The 17,428-nt window shown below is 44.3% G+C and carries 20 protein-coding genes and 1 tRNA gene; 6 read left to right on the top strand and 15 right to left on the bottom strand.

The genetic code is table 11. From position 1 onward, the window contains the following. The first annotated feature begins 60 nt into the window (after window positions 1–60). A complete protein-coding gene (lipB, locus tag RDN93_RS00580) occupies window positions 61–744 on the top strand; it encodes a lipoyl(octanoyl) transferase LipB (protein WP_308743844.1) in 684 nt (227 codons plus the stop codon). Here the strand turns inward: lipB and RDN93_RS00575 are convergent. The 7 genes from RDN93_RS00575 to RDN93_RS00545 all read right to left on the bottom strand — a co-directional run bounded on the left by RDN93_RS00575 (window position 701) and on the right by RDN93_RS00545 (window position 7,766). Continuing rightward, window positions 701–1,666: a PorV/PorQ family protein gene (locus RDN93_RS00575; RefSeq protein ID WP_308743843.1), complete on the bottom strand. Its 966-nt coding sequence runs from the start codon at window positions 1,664–1,666 to the stop codon at window positions 701–703. The two genes, lipB and RDN93_RS00575, sit on opposite strands and share 44 nt — an antisense overlap. A gap of 2 nt (window positions 1,667–1,668) precedes the next feature. After that, window positions 1,669–2,451: a DUF1460 domain-containing protein gene (locus tag RDN93_RS00570; RefSeq protein ID WP_374047348.1), complete on the bottom strand. Its 783-nt coding sequence runs from the start codon at window positions 2,449–2,451 to the stop codon at window positions 1,669–1,671. 5 nt (window positions 2,452–2,456) lie between these two features. After that, window positions 2,457–4,445: an OPT family oligopeptide transporter gene (locus tag RDN93_RS00565; RefSeq protein WP_308743842.1), complete on the bottom strand. Its 1,989-nt coding sequence runs from the start codon at window positions 4,443–4,445 to the stop codon at window positions 2,457–2,459. 105 nt (window positions 4,446–4,550) lie between these two features. After that, complete coding sequence (locus RDN93_RS00560; RefSeq protein ID WP_308743841.1) at window positions 4,551–4,946, bottom strand: DUF1573 domain-containing protein; 396 nt, start codon at window positions 4,944–4,946, stop codon at window positions 4,551–4,553. A 99-nt stretch (window positions 4,947–5,045) separates the two neighbouring features. Beyond that, window positions 5,046–5,651, bottom strand: coding sequence for a DUF4923 family protein (locus RDN93_RS00555; RefSeq protein ID WP_374047347.1), 606 nt, complete (start codon window positions 5,649–5,651; stop codon window positions 5,046–5,048). Beyond that, window positions 5,651–6,253 (bottom strand): ribosome biogenesis GTP-binding protein YihA/YsxC, encoded by a 603-nt coding sequence (gene yihA / locus RDN93_RS00550; protein WP_308743839.1) that lies wholly within the window; start codon window positions 6,251–6,253, stop codon window positions 5,651–5,653. The genes RDN93_RS00555 and yihA overlap by 1 nt, the downstream gene beginning before the upstream one ends. Window positions 6,254–6,311: 58 nt before the next feature. Next, complete coding sequence (locus RDN93_RS00545; RefSeq protein ID WP_308743838.1) at window positions 6,312–7,766, bottom strand: sodium:solute symporter; 1,455 nt, start codon at window positions 7,764–7,766, stop codon at window positions 6,312–6,314. A gap of 90 nt (window positions 7,767–7,856) precedes the next feature. Here RDN93_RS00545 and recR point away from each other — a divergent pair, with 90 nt between their 5' ends. From recR to RDN93_RS00530, 3 genes are read left to right on the top strand one after another with little or no spacing between them, the layout of a single operon-like run. After that, window positions 7,857–8,474 carry a recombination mediator RecR gene (recR, locus tag RDN93_RS00540; RefSeq protein WP_308743837.1) on the top strand — a complete coding sequence of 206 codons (618 nt, stop codon included), beginning with the start codon at window positions 7,857–7,859 and terminating at the stop codon, window positions 8,472–8,474. A 30-nt stretch (window positions 8,475–8,504) separates the two neighbouring features. Continuing rightward, window positions 8,505–8,963, top strand: a complete 459-nt coding sequence (locus RDN93_RS00535; RefSeq protein WP_308743836.1) for a hypothetical protein — start codon at window positions 8,505–8,507, stop codon at window positions 8,961–8,963. Beyond that, window positions 8,960–9,502 (top strand): GNAT family N-acetyltransferase, encoded by a 543-nt coding sequence (locus tag RDN93_RS00530; RefSeq protein WP_308743835.1) that lies wholly within the window; start codon window positions 8,960–8,962, stop codon window positions 9,500–9,502. The genes RDN93_RS00535 and RDN93_RS00530 overlap by 4 nt, the downstream gene beginning before the upstream one ends. A gap of 4 nt (window positions 9,503–9,506) precedes the next feature. On the opposite strand, the gene RDN93_RS00525 is transcribed toward RDN93_RS00530, so the two are convergent. Both RDN93_RS00525 and RDN93_RS00520 read right to left on the bottom strand, forming a co-directional pair. Further along, window positions 9,507–10,097, bottom strand: coding sequence for a YqgE/AlgH family protein (locus RDN93_RS00525; protein WP_308743834.1), 591 nt, complete (start codon window positions 10,095–10,097; stop codon window positions 9,507–9,509). A 94-nt stretch (window positions 10,098–10,191) separates the two neighbouring features. Continuing rightward, window positions 10,192–11,508, bottom strand: a complete 1,317-nt coding sequence (locus RDN93_RS00520) for a pyridoxal phosphate-dependent aminotransferase (RefSeq protein WP_308743833.1) — start codon at window positions 11,506–11,508, stop codon at window positions 10,192–10,194. 156 nt (window positions 11,509–11,664) lie between these two features. Here RDN93_RS00520 and RDN93_RS00515 point away from each other — a divergent pair. Continuing rightward, window positions 11,665–11,738, top strand: a tRNA-Asp gene (locus RDN93_RS00515). Between the two features lie 155 nt (window positions 11,739–11,893). Here RDN93_RS00515 and RDN93_RS00510 read toward each other — a convergent pair. The 4 genes from RDN93_RS00510 to RDN93_RS00495 form a co-directional block, all read right to left on the bottom strand. Continuing rightward, complete coding sequence (locus RDN93_RS00510; RefSeq protein ID WP_308743832.1) at window positions 11,894–12,901, bottom strand: beta-ketoacyl-ACP synthase III; 1,008 nt, start codon at window positions 12,899–12,901, stop codon at window positions 11,894–11,896. A gap of 350 nt (window positions 12,902–13,251) precedes the next feature. Beyond that, window positions 13,252–13,710 carry an N-acetylmuramoyl-L-alanine amidase gene (locus RDN93_RS00505; RefSeq protein WP_308743831.1) on the bottom strand — a complete coding sequence of 153 codons (459 nt, stop codon included), beginning with the start codon at window positions 13,708–13,710 and terminating at the stop codon, window positions 13,252–13,254. A gap of 13 nt (window positions 13,711–13,723) precedes the next feature. Next, window positions 13,724–13,825, bottom strand: coding sequence for a smalltalk protein (locus RDN93_RS00500; RefSeq protein ID WP_308743830.1), 102 nt, complete (start codon window positions 13,823–13,825; stop codon window positions 13,724–13,726). Between the two features lie 40 nt (window positions 13,826–13,865). Beyond that, a complete protein-coding gene (locus RDN93_RS00495; protein WP_308743829.1) occupies window positions 13,866–14,351 on the bottom strand; it encodes an HU family DNA-binding protein in 486 nt (161 codons plus the stop codon). 217 nt (window positions 14,352–14,568) lie between these two features. On the opposite strand from RDN93_RS00495, the gene RDN93_RS00490 reads away from it, so the two are divergent. Further along, a complete protein-coding gene (locus RDN93_RS00490) occupies window positions 14,569–14,832 on the top strand; it encodes a DUF4248 domain-containing protein (protein WP_308743828.1) in 264 nt (87 codons plus the stop codon). 198 nt (window positions 14,833–15,030) lie between these two features. On the opposite strand, the gene dnaB is transcribed toward RDN93_RS00490, so the two are convergent. Together dnaB and RDN93_RS00480 are read right to left on the bottom strand one after the other, a co-directional pair. After that, window positions 15,031–16,410 carry a replicative DNA helicase gene (gene dnaB, locus RDN93_RS00485; protein WP_308743827.1) on the bottom strand — a complete coding sequence of 460 codons (1,380 nt, stop codon included), beginning with the start codon at window positions 16,408–16,410 and terminating at the stop codon, window positions 15,031–15,033. A gap of 8 nt (window positions 16,411–16,418) precedes the next feature. Continuing rightward, the gene (locus RDN93_RS00480) at window positions 16,419–17,036 is read right to left on the bottom strand and encodes a hypothetical protein (protein ID WP_308743826.1); all 618 of its coding nucleotides are present in this window, start codon (window positions 17,034–17,036) and stop codon (window positions 16,419–16,421) included. Between the last annotated feature and the right edge of the window lie 392 nt (window positions 17,037–17,428).

Genomic DNA, 17,428 nt, shown 5'->3' with positions numbered 1-17,428 from the left:
GCCTCGGTTTTTATTGTGCCGGTGTAGAAAAACTCGATTTTTCTATATAATTTTGTTTTTATGAAAACAGTTTTTATAGATTGGAATTTGATACCGTATGCCGAGGCATGGCAGCGGCAGACGGAATGGTTTGACGGCGTTGTCCGGGCGAAAGCTCAGGGTGAGGCCTATGAGAACCGTATAATCATGTGCGAGCATCCCCACGTCTATACTTTGGGACGTAGCGGGAAAGAAAATAATATGCTGCTGAGTGAAGAACAGTTGAAAGCGATTGATGCGACTCTTTATCATATTGACAGAGGGGGAGACATCACTTATCACGGTCCCGGACAGTTGGTATGCTATCCGATATTGAACCTTGAGGAGTTCGGGCTGGGACTGAAAGAATACGTTCATCTGTTGGAAGAAGCAGTGATACGCGTGTGTGCGTCTTATGGCATCGAAGCAGGAAGGTTGGAGAAGGCGACAGGCGTCTGGCTGGAAGGTGATACTTCCCGTGCCCGTAAGATTTGTGCGATAGGGGTCAGGAGCAGCCGCTATGTCACTATGCACGGACTGGCTTTGAACGTTAATACGGATTTACGATATTTCAGCTATATTCATCCTTGTGGATTTATAGATAAAGGCGTCACTTCTCTTCGTCAAGAGTTGAAGCACGATGTGCCTATGGACGAAGTGAAGCAACGCCTCGAAGGGGAGCTTAGAAAACTATTCCGACTCCCAGTTGCCAAGTATGGTGCATAAAGGAATCCTTATCCGCCAGTGCATAAGAGAAATCGGCGCGTATGGGCCAGAAGTTGATTCCGCATCCTAGGGTGCCATAGTTGCCTATGCCCTTGTCTTTATCTCCGAAATGATATCCGGCACGGACTACTCCGTATTTCAGGAAATTGTATTCGGCTCCTACGCCCGCTTGCAAATGACGGATTTCGCTAGGAAGCAGATAGTTGAAATCAAGTGCTACCTGCAAACGGTTCTCCATGCTGAATGGCAGGTCGATTGCTCCCCCTAATCCCAACTTGGCGGGAAGTTTATATCCGTCCAACTTTTTCCCTATATTAGCAGCTTGGAAACCGATGCTCCATGATGCCATTTCGTCGAGAAGAGCCATGTTGCGGTGGTATGTAGCCCCAAAATCCAGGCAAACGGAACTTTTGCTGTCTGTACTTTGCCAGGATTTGGATTGCAAATATCTGAGTGTTAAGGAGAGAGACAGGTTTTTTGCTACATTTCTAAAATATCCGGCTTCCAAATCCCATATATAAGGACGGAAACCGGTATTAGGTCCCCCGTCTACTTCCTGCTTTGGACTTCTGAAATGGCGGAAGCCTACCATAAAGCCATGCTTTCCTTCTCTTCCGATTTTATAAAAGATAGACGCGCTGTGCAACGCATAATCTTTATTCATGTCAGCATATGAATAACTTGTCCCCATTGTTTCCATAGAAAAGGCGAGGGTAGAAGCATTATGAAAGATTGCTGTACTTCCGTTGTCGGTGATAGCTAATCCTGTACCTGCCATACCTGCCGATTGGGCATCTGGAGTAAGTTCCAAAAAATAGGCACTTGGAGTTAATTCCAAGAGGTAAGTGCTTGCCCTATCTTGTGCTCCCGCTAAGACTGGGAATAGGCACGAGGCGAGAAGGAAATGTTTTACTCGTTTCATAATCAGTTATTTTTTAAGTGCGACGTCCGGACGACACGTATGCCTGTCCACGATTTATTATTATTGAGCATATGGCTGAGAGGCGTATCGCTGACAACCACTTTCCCTAATGTGGAGGAAGCGTGCAGCAGATGCAACTTTCCGTTTCTATATTCTGCTATTCCTACGTGAGCAATGTCCAGACCGGGCAATTTCGTTGTGATAGCAATAATATCTCCATCCATAATCCATGGCAATCCGTTTTCCGGCAATTCGCTTTTCGGCAGCCAATGTACTGTTTTTTTTGATAATGCTTTCTCATATTCAGCCATCCGTAACACATTTTCCGGTGAATCGGCCAATTTCCTGTATTGCTTGGGATGGGTGGACATATATGAGAGAGACAATTTCATTGTAGGCGCATTATTCTCAGCGGTAACATCCGTGAGGAAACCGTTCCGGATACCGTTATCAATCCAGTCGGACGTATAATGCAGTCGCGAAGGATAACCGTCGATGATACCATCACGATACCGTATTCTTTGCAGATTCTCAGCAAAAGATGGACCAAGAGCCTGTGCCAATGTGTATTCTACGAAGGTAAGACAATCTACCGCATCCGTTCGGACAACCAGCTTCTCTTCTCCGTCGCAGTCTAAGGTATTGGCTACATATTTTGTCCCTAGATAAGACTTCCCGATTCGTAACATCGCTGCGGAGTCCTGCGGAGCAAGCTCCGCAGACTGTTCCTGTGCAAAGGTCATTACACTGACCAGCGATACTATGACAGATAGAAGTCTCCTCATACTATTTATTTAACTTTCATTGAAGCCTTGATAAAATAAAGAATCAGCAGGGCATATGCTCCTAATGCTAACACTTCCGACCAGGTATTGTTCAGCCAGGCTTCATTCACAAGGTTGACTCCGCCGAAACGCATAGCGGCACTGACAACACCCATCAACGCGCCACCTGCAATGAAACCGGAAGCCAGCAACGTTCCTTTTTCTCCTCTTTCCGTATTCAATGTTGCATCCTTGCTGCGGGATGTAACAAACCAGTTGACAGCTCCGCCCACTACCAGCGGCACATTCAGTTCCAATGGAATAAACATACCCAATGCGAAAGCTAATGCAGGAATTTTACAAAGAGTCAGAATAATAGCTAAGACAGCACCGATACCATATAGCAACCACGGGGCACCTACACCACTCATCAACGGTTCGATAACGGCTGCCATCGCATTAGCTTGCGGAGCAGCCAGTGCGCCGCTTGTAAATCCGTATGTCTTGTTCAGGATAATCATCACACCGCCTACGGTTGCAGCCGATACGATTGTTCCCAGGAACTTCCATGTTTCCTGTTTGGCAGGAGTGCTTCCCAACCAATAACCAATCTTCAAGTCGGTAATGAAACCACCCGCCATCGAAAGTGCAGTACATACCACGCCACCCATTACCAGTGCGGCAACCATGCCCGAAGGTCCTTTCAGACCGACAGCTACCATCACTACGGAAGCTAGAATCAGCGTCATCAACGTCATTCCCGATACAGGATTAGTACCTACGATTGCGATTGCATTGGCGGCTACCGTAGTGAACAGGAAAGAAATGCCGGCTACCAGAACAATAGCTACCAATGTATGTAGCAGATTACCCTGCATTACATCAAAGTAGAAGAACAGTACAATCAGTATCAGCGTAATGATAGAACCTATTGCGATAATCTTCATCGAGAGATCCCGTTGAGTACGCATGATGCTTTTTTCTACATTGCCCTTACCGCCCATTTCTTTGGCAGCCAGTCCGACGGCGCTTTTGATGATTCCCCAGGAACGGATAATGCCAATCACACCCGCCATGGCGATACCGCCTATACCGATGCTTTTCGCGTAATATTTGAATATTTCTTCCGGACTCATCATCCCTACAGTAGCCGTAATTTCAGGATTCCATGCATTCAGCACACTATCTCCCCAGATAGCGGACATTCCCGGAATGATAATCCACCATACTGCCAGTGAACCGGCACAAATGATAGAAGCGTATTTCAATCCGACAATATATCCCAGCCCCAGTACGGCAGCACCTGTATTAACTTTAAATACCAGTTTGGCTTTTTCTGCCAACATCTCTCCGGCACTGCATACACGGGTCGTGAAATTCTCGTTCCACCATCCGAATGTAGCTACGATGAAGTCATACAATCCACCGATCATGCCCGCCATCAATAACGGTTTGGCCTGGCTTCCGCCTTTCTCGCCGGAGATTAACACCTGTGTGGTAGCAGTTGCTTCCGGGAAAGGATACTTGCCATGCATATCGCTGACGAAATATTTCCGGAAAGGAATCAGGAACAGGATACCCAATACGCCACCCAGCAAGGAACTGATGAATACCTGCATGAAGGTGACTGTCATTTCAGGATATTTGGCCTGAAGAATATAAAGAGCAGGCAGGGTAAAGATAGCTCCGGCTACGATTACTCCCGAACAGGCTCCGATAGACTGGATAATTACGTTTTCTCCCAACGCATTTTTTCTTTTGGCTGCTCCTGAAACTCCTACCGCGATAATCGCAATCGGAATAGCGGCCTCAAATACTTGTCCCACCTTTAAGCCCAGATAGGCAGCGGCAGCCGAGAAAAGGATTGCCATGGCGATACCCCATGCTACTGACCAGAAATTAACTTCCGGATAATTTTTCGAGGGACTCATCAACGGGTTGTAGACTTCCCCCGGTTTTAACTCTCTGAACGCATTCTCGGGTAACCCGGTGAATTTGTCTTCTTCTTGTTTCATAGTTTTTATAATTTGCTAATGTGTCAATTTACATTTCCGTCCTCAAAGTAAACAAAAAAAAAGGAGAACCGAAAGATTCTCCTTTATGTAATAGCCTGTTTTTTCTTATTTGGCATCTTTTGGTGTCATATCACCTTCGATATATAGCCTTACCATCTCTGTTTTGGCATTGGTACGCAAGGTTATCGACTTCTTGAAGTGTCCCGGATATTTACCAGTTCCGTTGTAAGTCACCTTAATCGTGCCTTTTTTGCCCGGCATGATAGGCTCTTTTGTATATTCGGGTACGGTACATCCGCAAGAGGCTACTGCCTGATGAATGACCAAAGGAGCATCACCGATATTAGTGAAGGTAAACGTACAACTTACCACCGGGCTGTTTTCTGAAAACTTGCCGAAATCATGAGTTGTTTTGTCAAACTTGATGTCTGCATTTGTTTGTGCAAATGCAAAACTTACACCCATAACTAATAAGGTCATTAAAAAAAGTATCTTTTTCATTTTTCCTTCTCTTTTTTGATTACAAGTGCCAAAGGTAATGCTTTTTCCCCTAAAATATACTCTATGGAGTGCGAAATAGTATTAAACGATTTGCTTTTGCTATTTGGCAAGCTGGAATCCCAGCATCATTCCGTCATAATTCTCAGCCAGCGAACTCACTGTTTTCAGTGCCGTACTGTTGCTCTTGCTGCCGATGAAAGACATCAGTTTCAACAACTTGTCCGAGTTGAACAGTAATTCCAACGAGCTTGAGGTACAGTTTACTTTTGCATGCAGATTCAGTAATTTCAGGTATTTCAGGTCTACCTGTTTGGTAGAGGCATTGTAAGAGTAAGTTCCGCTCAGTTTCTTCTTTCCTACTGTGCTGGTGAAAGTGCTGTCGGCGTTAAAAGTGAAACTCATCTGTCCTTCCTTGATGCCTACTTTGCTCAGTTGCTCGTTCAACTTGTTTTCTGCCATAGTAGCCGCGGCGGCCCCGCCTGCTTTCATCAACAGGTTGTCCGATTCGAACTCGACGGCCGAGCCTTTATAACTCCATGTTCCTGTCATGTCGATAGATTCGGCATTTCCGGTAATGGCATTCACTACTTTTGAAATGTTGTCCTTATTAAATAAGTCCGACCATGATTGTGCCTGGCTATTAGTAGCCATCAACATAAATGCTGCCATGAAGGCAAATGATAAAAAACTCTTTTTCATTTTCATTAAATCTTGAGATTCTTGTTTATGTTTTCTATGTAATCAAGTATTTCTGTACGTCCCGTACGGTCTTCTGCGGAAGAAATAAAGTAAGGTGGGAGTTCTTCCCATTGTTTACCTAACTCGCGCAGATATGAGTTGATATTCATCTTCAGGCGTCCGCCTTTGAGCTTATCGGCCTTAGTGAAGATGATGGCGAAAGGAATACCGTTTTCGCCCAGCCATTCCATAAACTCCAGGTCTATCTTCTGCGGTTCCAGACGGCTGTCTATCAGGACGAAGAGATTTGTCATCTGCTCCCGTTCCAATATATAATCTTCGATTATGGTACGTATCTGGTCTTTTCCTTTTTGTCCGCGACGTGCATAGCCATATCCCGGAAGATCGACCAAATACCAGTTCTTGTTAATCAGGAAGTGATTGATTAGCATCGTCTTGCCCGGAGTAGCGGAAGTCATGGCTAGTCCTTTACGGTTGGTCAGCATATTGATAAGGCTTGACTTTCCTACATTGGAACGACCGATAAAGGCATATTCAGGGTAAATACCTGCCGGACATTTCTTCACGTCCGTGTTACTAATCACAAATTCTGCACTTGTTATTTCCATATTCTTGTCATTTATTTCTTCATTATATTGTTTATAATAAACGTTGGGGTACTTGTTTTCATGATATTTCCAGCGTTTTCGCTTTTCCGGACATAAACATCAACCCTGCAAAGGTAAGCGTTCCATTTAACATGAGCAATTCATAACCGAATTTATATCCGGTTTCTTTGGCTATCCACCAGTTCAGCGCATAACAGAGCAGTGGAGAGGCGATGGCAATGAAAGGAACGAGGCGGTCGTCGGTCAGTCTCCGGGTGAACAGTCCGAAGGCGAACATACCTAGCAGGGGGCCGTATGTATAGGAAGCGATGATGTATATCGCATCAATTACACTCTTATTATCCAGCATCTCTACCAGGCAAATGAAGAAAGCCAATAGGATTGAAAGAGATATATGCACTTTATTTCTTTTGCGGCGTGCCGTTTCTTCGGTATCCTTTCCTGTATCCAGCAAGTCGACGCATACACTGGTTGTCATGGCTGTCAAGGCAGAATCCGAGTTGCTGAAAGCGGCTGCAATGATTCCGATAGTAAAGAGTATCAGTACGGATTGTCCTAAGTAACCTTGTGTGGCGAACATCGGCAGAATATCATCGTTCATGGCAGGTAGTTCCAGTTGCATTTGTCCGGCCAGTGTTATCAGTAGAATTCCCAGACACAGGAAAAGAAAGTTCAGCGGGATGAATGAGAATCCGTAGCAATACATATTCTTTTGTGCTTCGCGCAGATTGCGGCAGGAAAGATTCTTTTGCATCATGTCCTGGTCGAGTCCGGTCATAACGATCACAATGAAGATGCCGCTGAAAAATTGCTTGAAGAAGTTCTGCCGTGACATCCAGTCATCGAGGACGAATATCCGGCTGTGTCCGCTGTTTTGAATGGTCTGGACAATGCCGCTGAAATTCAAGTCCAACTTTTGAATTGTGAAATAAATGATGAAAACCAGTGCTGTAATCAGGCAGAAAGTTTGCAGGGTATCTGTCCACACAATTGTTTTTATCCCGCTTTTATAAGTGTATATCCATACTAATGCCACTGAACCGACGGCAATGGTCCAGAAAGGAGCATTCATCTCCTGAAATACATAGGTATGTAGAATCAAGCAGACCAGATAGAGTTTCGCAGCCGTTCCCAGCATACGCGACAGCAGAAAGAAAAAGGAACCGGTGCGATAGGCGCGTGCTCCGATGCGTGTGCCGAGATAGCCGTATATGCTTGTCAGGTTGAGCTTATAATATAAAGGAAGCAGAATATGTGCCACTACCATATATCCGAAAAAGAATCCGAATACCGTTTGCAGGTAGGTCATATCCATTCCGCGTACCATGCCCGGCACAGAGACGAAAGTAACTCCGGATATAGAGGCGCCGATCATTCCGAAAGAGACTACATACCAGGGCGATTTGTTCTCTCCCTTGAAGAACGCTGCATTCGAACTGCCTTTGCGTCCGGTGATACGGGCTATTAATAATAATACCGCAAAGTAGCATATAATAGTAATAAGTATCATCATAACGGTTGCAAAGGTAGTATTTTTTGCAGGTATTAAAACAATATTCTGTATCTTTGCGCCAAATTATCGACGGAATAGTAATTATTATCTATGAATCAACAATATCCTTCCGTACTGCTTGAAAAGGCAGTCGGCGAATTTTCCAAACTTCCGGGCATCGGGCGCAAGACGGCTATGAGGCTTGTCCTGCATCTGCTCCGTCAGGATACGGCTACAGTGGAAGCGTTCGGAAGTTCCATTATAACACTGAAACGCGAGGTGAAATATTGCAAGGTCTGCCATAATATATCCGATACCGAAACTTGCCAGATTTGTGCTAATCCGCAGCGGGATGCATCCATTATTTGTGTGGTGGAGAATATCCGTGACGTGATGGCGGTAGAAGCAACCCAGCAATACAGGGGATTGTATCATGTTCTGGGTGGTGTCATTTCTCCGATGGATGGGGTAGGGCCGAGCGATTTGCAAATAGAGAGTCTGGTGCAACGGGTAGCCGAAGGGGGAATCAAAGAAGTTATCCTGGCTTTGAGCACTACAATGGAAGGAGATACCACGAACTTTTATATCTACCGCAAATTAGATAAGCTGGGAGTCAGGCTCAGTGTGATTGCGCGCGGCATATCCGTTGGAGACGAACTGGAATATGCCGACGAAGTCACTTTGGGGCGTAGCATTGTGAACCGGACGGTTTTCACCGGAACTATATAATCAAATCATCTTTAGAATTTTAGAACGGACATGGAAGAACAGATAAAACGCGCTGTCAGAAATTTGAATATCAGTTATATTATCTTTTGGGTACTCCCGGCATTCCTGCTTGGGGCAGGGGAGTTTGAACTCATTCCCGTAGGAAGCATTGAGGGGAATGTGCAAGCTACTTATTACTTTGAAACTATCGGCATCTTACTGACCGCCTTGTGTGTGCCTCTTTCTCTGAAACTATTTAGTCTTGTACTTAAAAAGAAGATAGATAATATGACGATTCTGCTTGCATTGAAACGTTATGTGCAGTGGAGTATCGTCCGGTTGGGAATACTCGAAATCGCTATTGTTGTCAATCTTCTATGCTATTATTTGACATTGAGCAGCACAGGTAATCTTTGTATGCTGATTGGCTTGACGGCTTCTCTGTTTTGTCTGCCTGGCGAGAAGAAATTGCGTAATGAACTTCACATCTCAAAAGACAAGGACGAATGAGACAATCTTTTTTAATGAACGACCGCATCTATCTTCGTGCAGTAGAACCGGAAGATATGGATGTTATGTACGAAATGGAAAATGATCCTTCCATGTGGGATATCAGTAACTTCACAGTTCCTTATTCCCGTTACGTGTTACGTCAGTATATCGAAGGCTCACAATGTGATGTCTTTGCGGATAAACAACTGCGTCTGATGATTGTGGGCAAGTCCGACCATTGCATACTTGGCACGATTGATATTACGGATTTTGTACCTCTCCATTCGCGCGGAGAGGTAGGAATCGCTGTTCATAAGGATTACCGTCAACAAGGATATGCCACCGACGCATTAAAGTTGCTTTGCGAGTATGCTTTTGACTTCCTTTCTTTAAGCCAGCTTTATGCGCACGTAGCAGTAGACAATGAAGTCTGTATGAAGCTATTTACATCTTGTGGCTTCGTCCAATGCGGGTTATTAAAGAATTGGCTACAGGTGGGAGGTTGTTACAAAGATGCAGTGCTCTTTCAGTATTTGAATCCCAAGAAACAAAAATGATGAATCAGTTGAAAGTAGGCACTTGTGGGAAACGTGACCACGTTTCATACTTGCTGCCTAACTTCTCTAGGGCTTTCCGCCACATATCCTTAGTGTCATCCTTCATCAGATAAGACTTTTCTTCTTCAGAAACCAGCCATGTGTTTTCTTTAATTTCATTGTGCAACTGATTGCTTTCCCAGCCGGAATATCCCAGGAAAAAGCGGATGTGTTCACTTATTTTATTCCCCTGTAAAATGTATTTCTTTATTTCGTTAAAATCTCCGTTCAGATAAAGACCTTTGCTGATAGAAATAGACCCGGAAACCTCTGCTAATGTATGAAGATAAAACAAGGTATCGGTGGCAACAGGCCCGCCTTTATACAGTGGAATCTCATCGAGATATTTGAATTCCATGATAATATCATTGAGAAGGAGTGGCAATGGTTTGTTGACAACCAGCCCCATACTCCCTTCCTCTGTGTGGTCGACCAATAATATTACGGATCTGCCAAACGTTGCATCACGTAAAAAAGGTTCGGATATTAAAATCTTTCCTCTTGACGGAAGCACATTATTTGATTGAATCTTAAATATGTCCTGGTTTATATTCATGCCACTAAAGTAATAAAAAAAACGGAATAACAATCGTTCTTTCCGTTTTTTTTCATTTTAGGAGTAGCTTTTATGAATATCTTCCAACGAACGGTCAGGCTACCGGATGATTTTCTGCAAATAGCTTCATTCTTTCGTCAAGTTGTGCGTATTGATGGTCTTTGATGAAGGATGTACATGCCCGCAGACCTTCCTGATGGCTTCCCGTTGTGACTAATGATATTGCGCTTACGCCATAATACATAAGTTCCTTAGCCAATTCGCCGCTGGTCATTCCCGGATATCCGATTGTAAAATAGAATCCGTCTGCAATCGGGTCGCCCAAATCGTTGTCATATACCAGATGGAACCCGTGACGAAGGAAGATTTCCTTTAACTTCTTCGCTCTTTCACCGTATATTTTCACTTCGTCGAGGAAGTTGTATTGTCCCTCATTGGCAGCTTTTAGCATCGCAGCCATGGCAAACTGTGCCGAATGGCTCGTTCCCGAAGAAAGCGCATAAAGCACTCGGTGGATAAAGACAGTACCGAAAGTACCACCCCCGTAACGTTTGGTCAGCCCCGGATAGCTGCGATGATATAATTTGTCGGAGATACAGCTTACGCCAATGCGTTGTCCGGCATAGCTGAATGCTTTGGAGCCTGAAATCAGCAATACATAATTATCTGTATAATGAGCAACCGACGGCTGGAATGGTGCCTGGTATGGATTACTCAGGTTCTGACGGAAATCCATTGCGAAATAGGCCAAATCTTCCAGAACGATGACATCGTATTGCGTGGCCAACTCACCGATGATTTTCAATTCTTCATCTTTCAGGCAAATCCAACTGGGGTTATTGGGATTTGAATAGATTATCGCCGAGATATTTCCTCTTTTCAGATAACTTTCCAGTTTCTCTCTTAGCTTTTCGCCCCGATAGTCATATACATCGAACGTTTCATATTTTTGTCCCATCACTACCAACTGCTGTTTCTGTACGGGAAAGCCCGGATCAATAAACAGGATTGTATCTTTCTTCTCATCACATTGGCTGCAAGTGAGGAAGGAAGCGAATGTGCCTTGCATGGAACCGGTCACGGGTACGCATCCTTCCGGACTTAAATCAATATTTATAAATGCTTTGATAAAGTTGGAAGCTTCTTTCTTCAATTCCGGCAATCCGTTGATGTCAGGATATAGGCTGGCAATGCCTTTCTGCAAGGCTTCAATTTCCGCTTTCACTCCTACCGCGGAAGGCGGAAGTCCCGGAACACCCATTTCCATCTTAATGAATTCCACTCCCGATGCTGTTTCAGCCTTTGAAGCAATAGCTTTCACTTCCCGGATTGTAGCTTTAGAAAAATCGACAATTTGAAACTCATTTATGGTTTCGTCAATCAGATGTCGCTCAATTGGTGTATTTTTCATTCTATTTTTATTTTACGTAATAGCTGCAAATGTACAGGATAATTCTCAATAAACCCACTTTTTTAGAAAAAAAGATATGAAAGCTATTGCAGGTTTCAAAAAAATATCTACCTTTGCAACCGCAATCGAGAGAGATGCGATTTAAAATGAAATTCTGGTGCGTTAGTTCAGTTGGTTAGAATACATGCCTGTCACGCATGGGGTCACGGGTTCGAGTCCCGTACGCACCGCCTCTTCAAGAAAGCAAATAAAGAAAAAAGCTCTGAAATCCTTGAATTTCAGAGCTTTTTCTTTATGCGGCAGAATATAGCCGCCTCAATAAAATGGAGAAGCATGGTTCATCCCCGCCTGTTGAATATGCTTCATGCTTTGGTATGGATATTTTTTATGGGTGTATTTTCCCGTCATATCCCCACTTCAAATAAATAGCTCCCCAGGCAAATCCGGCTCCGAAGGCTGTAAGAATCACATTATCTCCTTTTTTGAACTTATCTTCAAAATCCCAGATGCAGAGTGGGAGTGTGCCGGCACTTGTGTTGCCGTAGCGTTCTATATTGACCATGACTTTCTCAGGTGATATTTCTAAACGCTGAGTCACGGCGGTGATAATACGTTGGTTAGCCTGATGGGGAATTACCCAGTCAATATCTTCTTTGCTTAAATGATTTCTTTCGATAACAGATTCGCAGGCGGCAGCCATATTGGCCACGGCATACTTGAAAACAGTACGCCCTTCCTGATAGATATAGTGCATTTGATTGTCTAATGTATAATAAGAAGGGGCGCATACGGAACCACCGGCTTTTATATGCAGGAAAGGTAATCCCTTGCCATCCGTTCTTAATACGGAATCCATAATTCCTACATCTTCGGTGGTAGGCTCCAACATGACGGCTGCTCCACCATCGCCGAAAATAGGGCAAGTCGCGCGATCTGTATAATTTATGATTGACGACATCTTTTCAGCACCTACAACCACGACCTTTTTGTAATTTCCCGAGCGAATGAAATTTGCTCCTGTTTCCAATGCATACAAGAAACCGCTGCACACAGCTTGCATATCAAAGGCGAAAGCATTTTTTAATTTTAGCCTTTCGCATAAGATGGAAGCTGTCGAAGGAAAGCGGTAATCAGGCGTGGTAGTAGCAACGATTATCAGGTCAATATCATCCGGATTTGTTTTTGTACGCTGAATCAATTGCTTCACAGCTTTGCGTGCTATATATGAAGTACCGAGTCCTTCTTCTTTCAGAATATGCCTTTCCTTAATTCCGATACGTCCCATAATCCATTCGTCGGTGGTTTCTACCATCTTAGAAATTTCATCATTAGTCAAGATGTAATCGGGAACATATCCCCCAACTCCTGTAATTACTGCGTTAATTTTATCCATCGGTTCTATTTTATTTAGCTGTTTTATTCGAATAAGACGGTTTTTATAGCAAATAATAAATGTGGGCGCAAATATAGAGAAAAGAGAATGGATTCCAACAACCGCCTGAAAAACAGCTTTCTTTTTAATTAATAAAAAGGAATATTAGACCAAATTTCGGTAAAGTATTTGGCTTTGTTTTTTGCCCGGTCGAAAGATTTACGCCGGATAGTGCATTGCATCTTGATGTCTTTTTCCGAAAGATTCTAAATAAATAATTTGAGGGATTCTTTATAGGGTAATATCGTACAATAAGTAAAGGCGGTCATTTTAAACGGCCGCCTTTACTATTAAATTCTCCTCGAAACCTTTTACAAATCCGAATACTCTTTTCTTGCGTCAAAGCAAGGACAAGCCTTATGTACATCCGCACTCAACTGGTAATGCCCTACAATCCTTGCTTCGGGATAGAGTCCTTTCAACTCACTCAATACTCGCCGAAGCGTCTCTTTCTGCAAAGCAGTCCTTGTGTCAGTCGGCTTTCCCGATTCATCCAGTCCGCCTTCATAGCAAATTCCTAAACTATGTAAGTTGAATCCCAGTGCATGCGCTCCGATTTCACTCATCGGACGGGTATGATGGAGAACCCCGTCTTTCGTCACATAAAAATGATAACCGATGCATTTGAATCCCCGCTTTAAATGACATTTGAGCAATTGCTCTTCCGTGAAGGGAATATTTGCCCGTGTAGCACTGCAATGTACGACAATGTACTGGATGCTCCGTGGCACATATTCCTCTTTCAGGGAAAATTCTTTCAAGTCTTTCATCTCATTCGTGCGTTTAGATATGAGCTGCACAAGACGTTACGCCCAGGGCGGACACGATTGAAGTGGCTACGGTGATAAAGATTTGCAAGATTTGTTTCCAAATAGATTTTTTCATGACTTTTTACTTTTAAATGGTGAATATATAACTGCTAAAATTATGCTGCCGGATCCGGATCGGGAGTTTCTCCGTCGTTTCCATCGTCCGGATTCGGATCGGGAACGGTGACATCATCATCGCCTTCCTCTTTGCCCGGCTTGATTAAGGTGTACTTCATCGCCTTACACATATCCACGAGCATACTTCCCGGATGAAAACGGACGTGCGATATCTTGATACAGGTGGCCGCCTTGAACTTCTCTGCTGTTTCCGTCGCATTGCCGGTGGAAATCGTTATACGGAAGCTCCCCATATCCCCCAAAAGAACAATATTACCCAGTGCCAACTGATTCTTCATTTCCAACAAAAACTCCGTGATGCAACCTTTCAGCTCACCGATGGAAAAGGAAGAACGCTCTGAGATACGACTGATTATCTCGTCTGTATCCACCCTGCGGTTGCTACGTGCCATCGCATAAAACTTAGCCGGTTCCTGTGGCTTCAATGGGTTCTTTCGTTCCACTACTACATACTTCTGTGCCATAATTTTTTCTTTTAAGATTAATACTTGAAACTTACTGTTTACTTCTTGGAAAACATATTCCTGTAATCGATTACACTGCAAAGATACCATATCGGAGCAGGGGAGTGAACGTTAGTGAACGACACTGAACGGTAGTTATTATTTTTGACTAAATACTTGCCGGTATACGGAAAAAACACTACCTTTATACCATTAATATTAGAATAATCCGGATAAAATGGAAGAAGTTAGATTTTGCGTGAGATGCTATGATAAGTTAGAACTGGCAAGGATGTATTTCCCATATTTGAGTGACCCTGTATCCGTAGCCAAACTCCGTCGCTGGATGCGTAATTGTATGCCTTTGATGGAGGAATTGACGGCGGGGGATTTTCACCCGAAACTGAAAATGTTCAGCGCGCGGGAGGTTCGCTTAATCGTACGTTATTTGGGAGAACCGGATGGCTATATTCTTATGCATGAACATGCTGATGTAAGATGACCGTGTTTTTGGGTTGAAACGACTGTACCTTTGAGTTGAAACGACTGTATCTTTGAATTAGAACGACCGCTCCTTTGAATAGAAAAGAGTGGTCGTTCTAATTCAAAGATACGCTTGTTCTCCAAATACCGACCGCCCGCTTGTCTCCAATCAAGCGGGCGGTTAAAATAAATAAGTCGAATGTTTGATAAAAAACGGCTAAGCGGTTGTATTCTTTTTCATCCAATCTATTCCGGGCACGTAGTCTTCCAGCTTTGTCATGCTCGGGTCATGTCTGAAGTAAAGTTCCTTGGTCGTTCCGTTACGGTGTTTGACAACATCTATCACACCCAGCCCTTCGGTAGGATATGAACTCTTGCGGTCTGTCTCACGTCCTGAAAGGGCGGGGCGTGAAAGCATCAGTACCAAGTCCGCGTCTTGTTCGATAGCTCCACTTTCGCGAAGGTCGCTCAGGCTGGGGCGATTGTCGGGACGTCCTTCCACGTTACGGTTCAACTGGCTGAGAAGTATCACGGGGATATTCAGATCTTTTGCCAGCATCTTGGCTTTACGGCTGGCCTGGGCTACCTCTTGCTCGCGGTTGCGGTTGTTCTGGTCGCTTTTCATGTCGCACAGTTGCAGGTAGTCGATGATGATACCGTCACATTGCCCTTTGCTATGCAACAGTTTTGCCGAAGAGCGGACATAATCCATGCTTACTGACGGATTATCATCGATGTGAATGGGCAGGCGTGACAGTTCCGTTGACGCTTCGTGTATTTGCTGTAACTCGTTGGGAGTAAGCTGTCCGCTGCGGAGATGGTCAGGGTTGACCCTCGGAGCGGCAGCCAGTAACCAGCGATCTCCCAGGCGTTCGCCTTGCATTTCGAGACTATATACAGCGATATGGTATCCGGCAATAGCGGCAGCCCGTGCCAGGTGCAGGGCAAAGGCGGTTTTGCCTACTGCGGGACGGGCGGCGATAACTACCTCGTCACCGGGTTGCCAGCCGCACGTCAGGCGGTCGAGGTCGGCAAATCCGGTGGGCAGCCCCGTGACACCATTCTTGTTAGAGGCAATGCGGACTTCTATCTGCTTGATAGTATCATCCATAAGTTGCAACATGGAACGAAGATGTTCGGAGTTGCCACGCTCTTTCTCCAGCCGGTCGAAAAGGGTATGGGCATCAGCCAGTGTATCATCTATGTCGGTTGTTTCATCGGCCGCCAGTGCCAGGAGTTTGTGGAACGCCAGAATCGCTTCGCGGCGGATATATTTCTGTTTCAGAATCCGGGCATGGTATTCGAGATGTGCACTGGACACTACACGGGCGCTGATGCGTACTATTGTGTAAGGCCCGCCTATGAATTCGAGCTTGCCGCGTCGGGCAAGTTCCTCTTTTGCCGTCATGATGTCTATTGCCTGTCCGGCACGGTACATGCTCTGCAAGGCGGAATAAATCTCACGGTTTGTTTCAGTGTAAAAAACTTCCGGTCGCAATATGTCTGCAACCAGTGTGATAGCTTTGCTTTCCAGCAGGCAGGCGCCGAGTACGATTTCCTCGAGCTCGGCATCCTGCGGGTTTAAAATTTCACTCATTCTCTTTTCTAATAATCATATTCATTCATGAATGCTTTGTACGACAGATACGTGCTTGCCTGCATACAGTATTTCGTATCTGCTAGGTTGTCATAATATTCATCAATATTCTTCAGGCTGAGATTTCGCTCATGAGGAGAAAGTTTTTTCCATTCCCGGCGCGCCCGCCCGATATTGAGCTTGGGCGTTTGGGTTACTTCATGATATTTCTCCCAGAATGTTTCGAAGGTGACTCCGTTCGTTTCTTCACGGGCATTCTCGCGACGCTTCTGTCCAACGAACATATCGTAGGCGGGGATACGTATGTGAGTGGTATACGGGTTGGCAACTCTCTGGATAATACCCTCTTCATACATCTTATTGAAGAAATACCGTGTACGGCTGCGTTTCCATCCGAACAATTCAGCCCAGCGAGCGATGGACATCACGGACTCGCCACGGCGACACTCGAACGTGTGATTATGGGTACAACACTCTGTGGTGCTGTAATTGACGTGGGTTAATACCAGGATAAAGGCATCGAAGTATCCTCTTGCGCCTTTAGTCGCTTTAATCTGCTCCTCAAATAACACTTTAGGGAAGAGAAGATATCCCTTTTTTAGCATTTCTGCTGTTGGTTTATTCATTTTCATATAGTTTTGGTGAATATATTATGAAAGTATTCCGGCTGTTTGGTACCTCTGTTTTTTTGAACCACCCGAACCGACCTCTTTCGTCTTTCTCAAATGCCTTGTTTGAACGGGGAACCGCGTATGTCGTAATCGCGCTTCGACCACCCCTCAATCCCCATAATATATATAGTAAAGAAAGAATGTATTAAAATACATTGTATCTTTTTCTCCTTTTCCATTATCTACAAAGTTTGATTACGCCACAAAAGTACTACTTGCCTCACAGGCTGAAAAAACAAACTTTTTAATGCCGGTAATTTAAATATCTCATTTCCGTGAAAAAATTTTTAATTAAAAATCTAATTATTTAAACAATCTTCTCTATATTTGCATGCGAAAAGAGATTT

This window comes from uncultured Bacteroides sp. (assembly GCF_902491285.1).
Lineage (GTDB): Bacteria > Bacteroidota > Bacteroidia > Bacteroidales > Bacteroidaceae > Bacteroides.
Note: the sequence above shows the minus strand (reverse complement) of the source record. Positions and strands in the feature narration are given on the sequence as shown.

Excerpts from the sequence above, each read along its gene's own strand:
- RDN93_RS00535 (WP_308743836.1), top strand. The coding sequence starts at position 8,505 with ATGGAAGAACAGATAAAACGCGCTGTCAGAAATTTGAATATCAGTTAT.
- RDN93_RS00575 (WP_308743843.1), bottom strand. The coding sequence starts at position 1,666 with ATGAAACGAGTAAAACATTTCCTTCTCGCCTCGTGCCTATTCCCAGTC.
- recR (WP_308743837.1), top strand. The coding sequence starts at position 7,857 with ATGAATCAACAATATCCTTCCGTACTGCTTGAAAAGGCAGTCGGCGAA.
- RDN93_RS00480 (WP_308743826.1), bottom strand. The coding sequence starts at position 17,036 with ATGAATAAACCAACAGCAGAAATGCTAAAAAAGGGATATCTTCTCTTC.
- RDN93_RS00545 (WP_308743838.1), bottom strand. The coding sequence starts at position 7,766 with ATGATGATACTTATTACTATTATATGCTACTTTGCGGTATTATTATTA.
- RDN93_RS00500 (WP_308743830.1), bottom strand. The coding sequence starts at position 13,825 with ATGAAAAAATCTATTTGGAAACAAATCTTGCAAATCTTTATCACCGTA.
- RDN93_RS00505 (WP_308743831.1), bottom strand. The coding sequence starts at position 13,710 with ATGAAAGACTTGAAAGAATTTTCCCTGAAAGAGGAATATGTGCCACGG.
- RDN93_RS00565 (WP_308743842.1), bottom strand. The coding sequence starts at position 4,445 with ATGAAACAAGAAGAAGACAAATTCACCGGGTTACCCGAGAATGCGTTC.
- RDN93_RS00495 (WP_308743829.1), bottom strand. The coding sequence starts at position 14,351 with ATGGCACAGAAGTATGTAGTAGTGGAACGAAAGAACCCATTGAAGCCA.
- RDN93_RS00520 (WP_308743833.1), bottom strand. The coding sequence starts at position 11,508 with ATGAAAAATACACCAATTGAGCGACATCTGATTGACGAAACCATAAAT.
- RDN93_RS00570 (WP_374047348.1), bottom strand. The coding sequence starts at position 2,451 with ATGAGGAGACTTCTATCTGTCATAGTATCGCTGGTCAGTGTAATGACC.
- dnaB (WP_308743827.1), bottom strand. The coding sequence starts at position 16,410 with ATGAGTGAAATTTTAAACCCGCAGGATGCCGAGCTCGAGGAAATCGTA.
- RDN93_RS00490 (WP_308743828.1), top strand. The coding sequence starts at position 14,569 with ATGGAAGAAGTTAGATTTTGCGTGAGATGCTATGATAAGTTAGAACTG.
- lipB (WP_308743844.1), top strand. The coding sequence starts at position 61 with ATGAAAACAGTTTTTATAGATTGGAATTTGATACCGTATGCCGAGGCA.
- RDN93_RS00510 (WP_308743832.1), bottom strand. The coding sequence starts at position 12,901 with ATGGATAAAATTAACGCAGTAATTACAGGAGTTGGGGGATATGTTCCC.
- RDN93_RS00530 (WP_308743835.1), top strand. The coding sequence starts at position 8,960 with ATGAGACAATCTTTTTTAATGAACGACCGCATCTATCTTCGTGCAGTA.
- RDN93_RS00560 (WP_308743841.1), bottom strand. The coding sequence starts at position 4,946 with ATGAAAAAGATACTTTTTTTAATGACCTTATTAGTTATGGGTGTAAGT.
- RDN93_RS00525 (WP_308743834.1), bottom strand. The coding sequence starts at position 10,097 with ATGAATATAAACCAGGACATATTTAAGATTCAATCAAATAATGTGCTT.
- RDN93_RS00555 (WP_374047347.1), bottom strand. The coding sequence starts at position 5,651 with ATGAAAATGAAAAAGAGTTTTTTATCATTTGCCTTCATGGCAGCATTT.
- yihA (WP_308743839.1), bottom strand. The coding sequence starts at position 6,253 with ATGGAAATAACAAGTGCAGAATTTGTGATTAGTAACACGGACGTGAAG.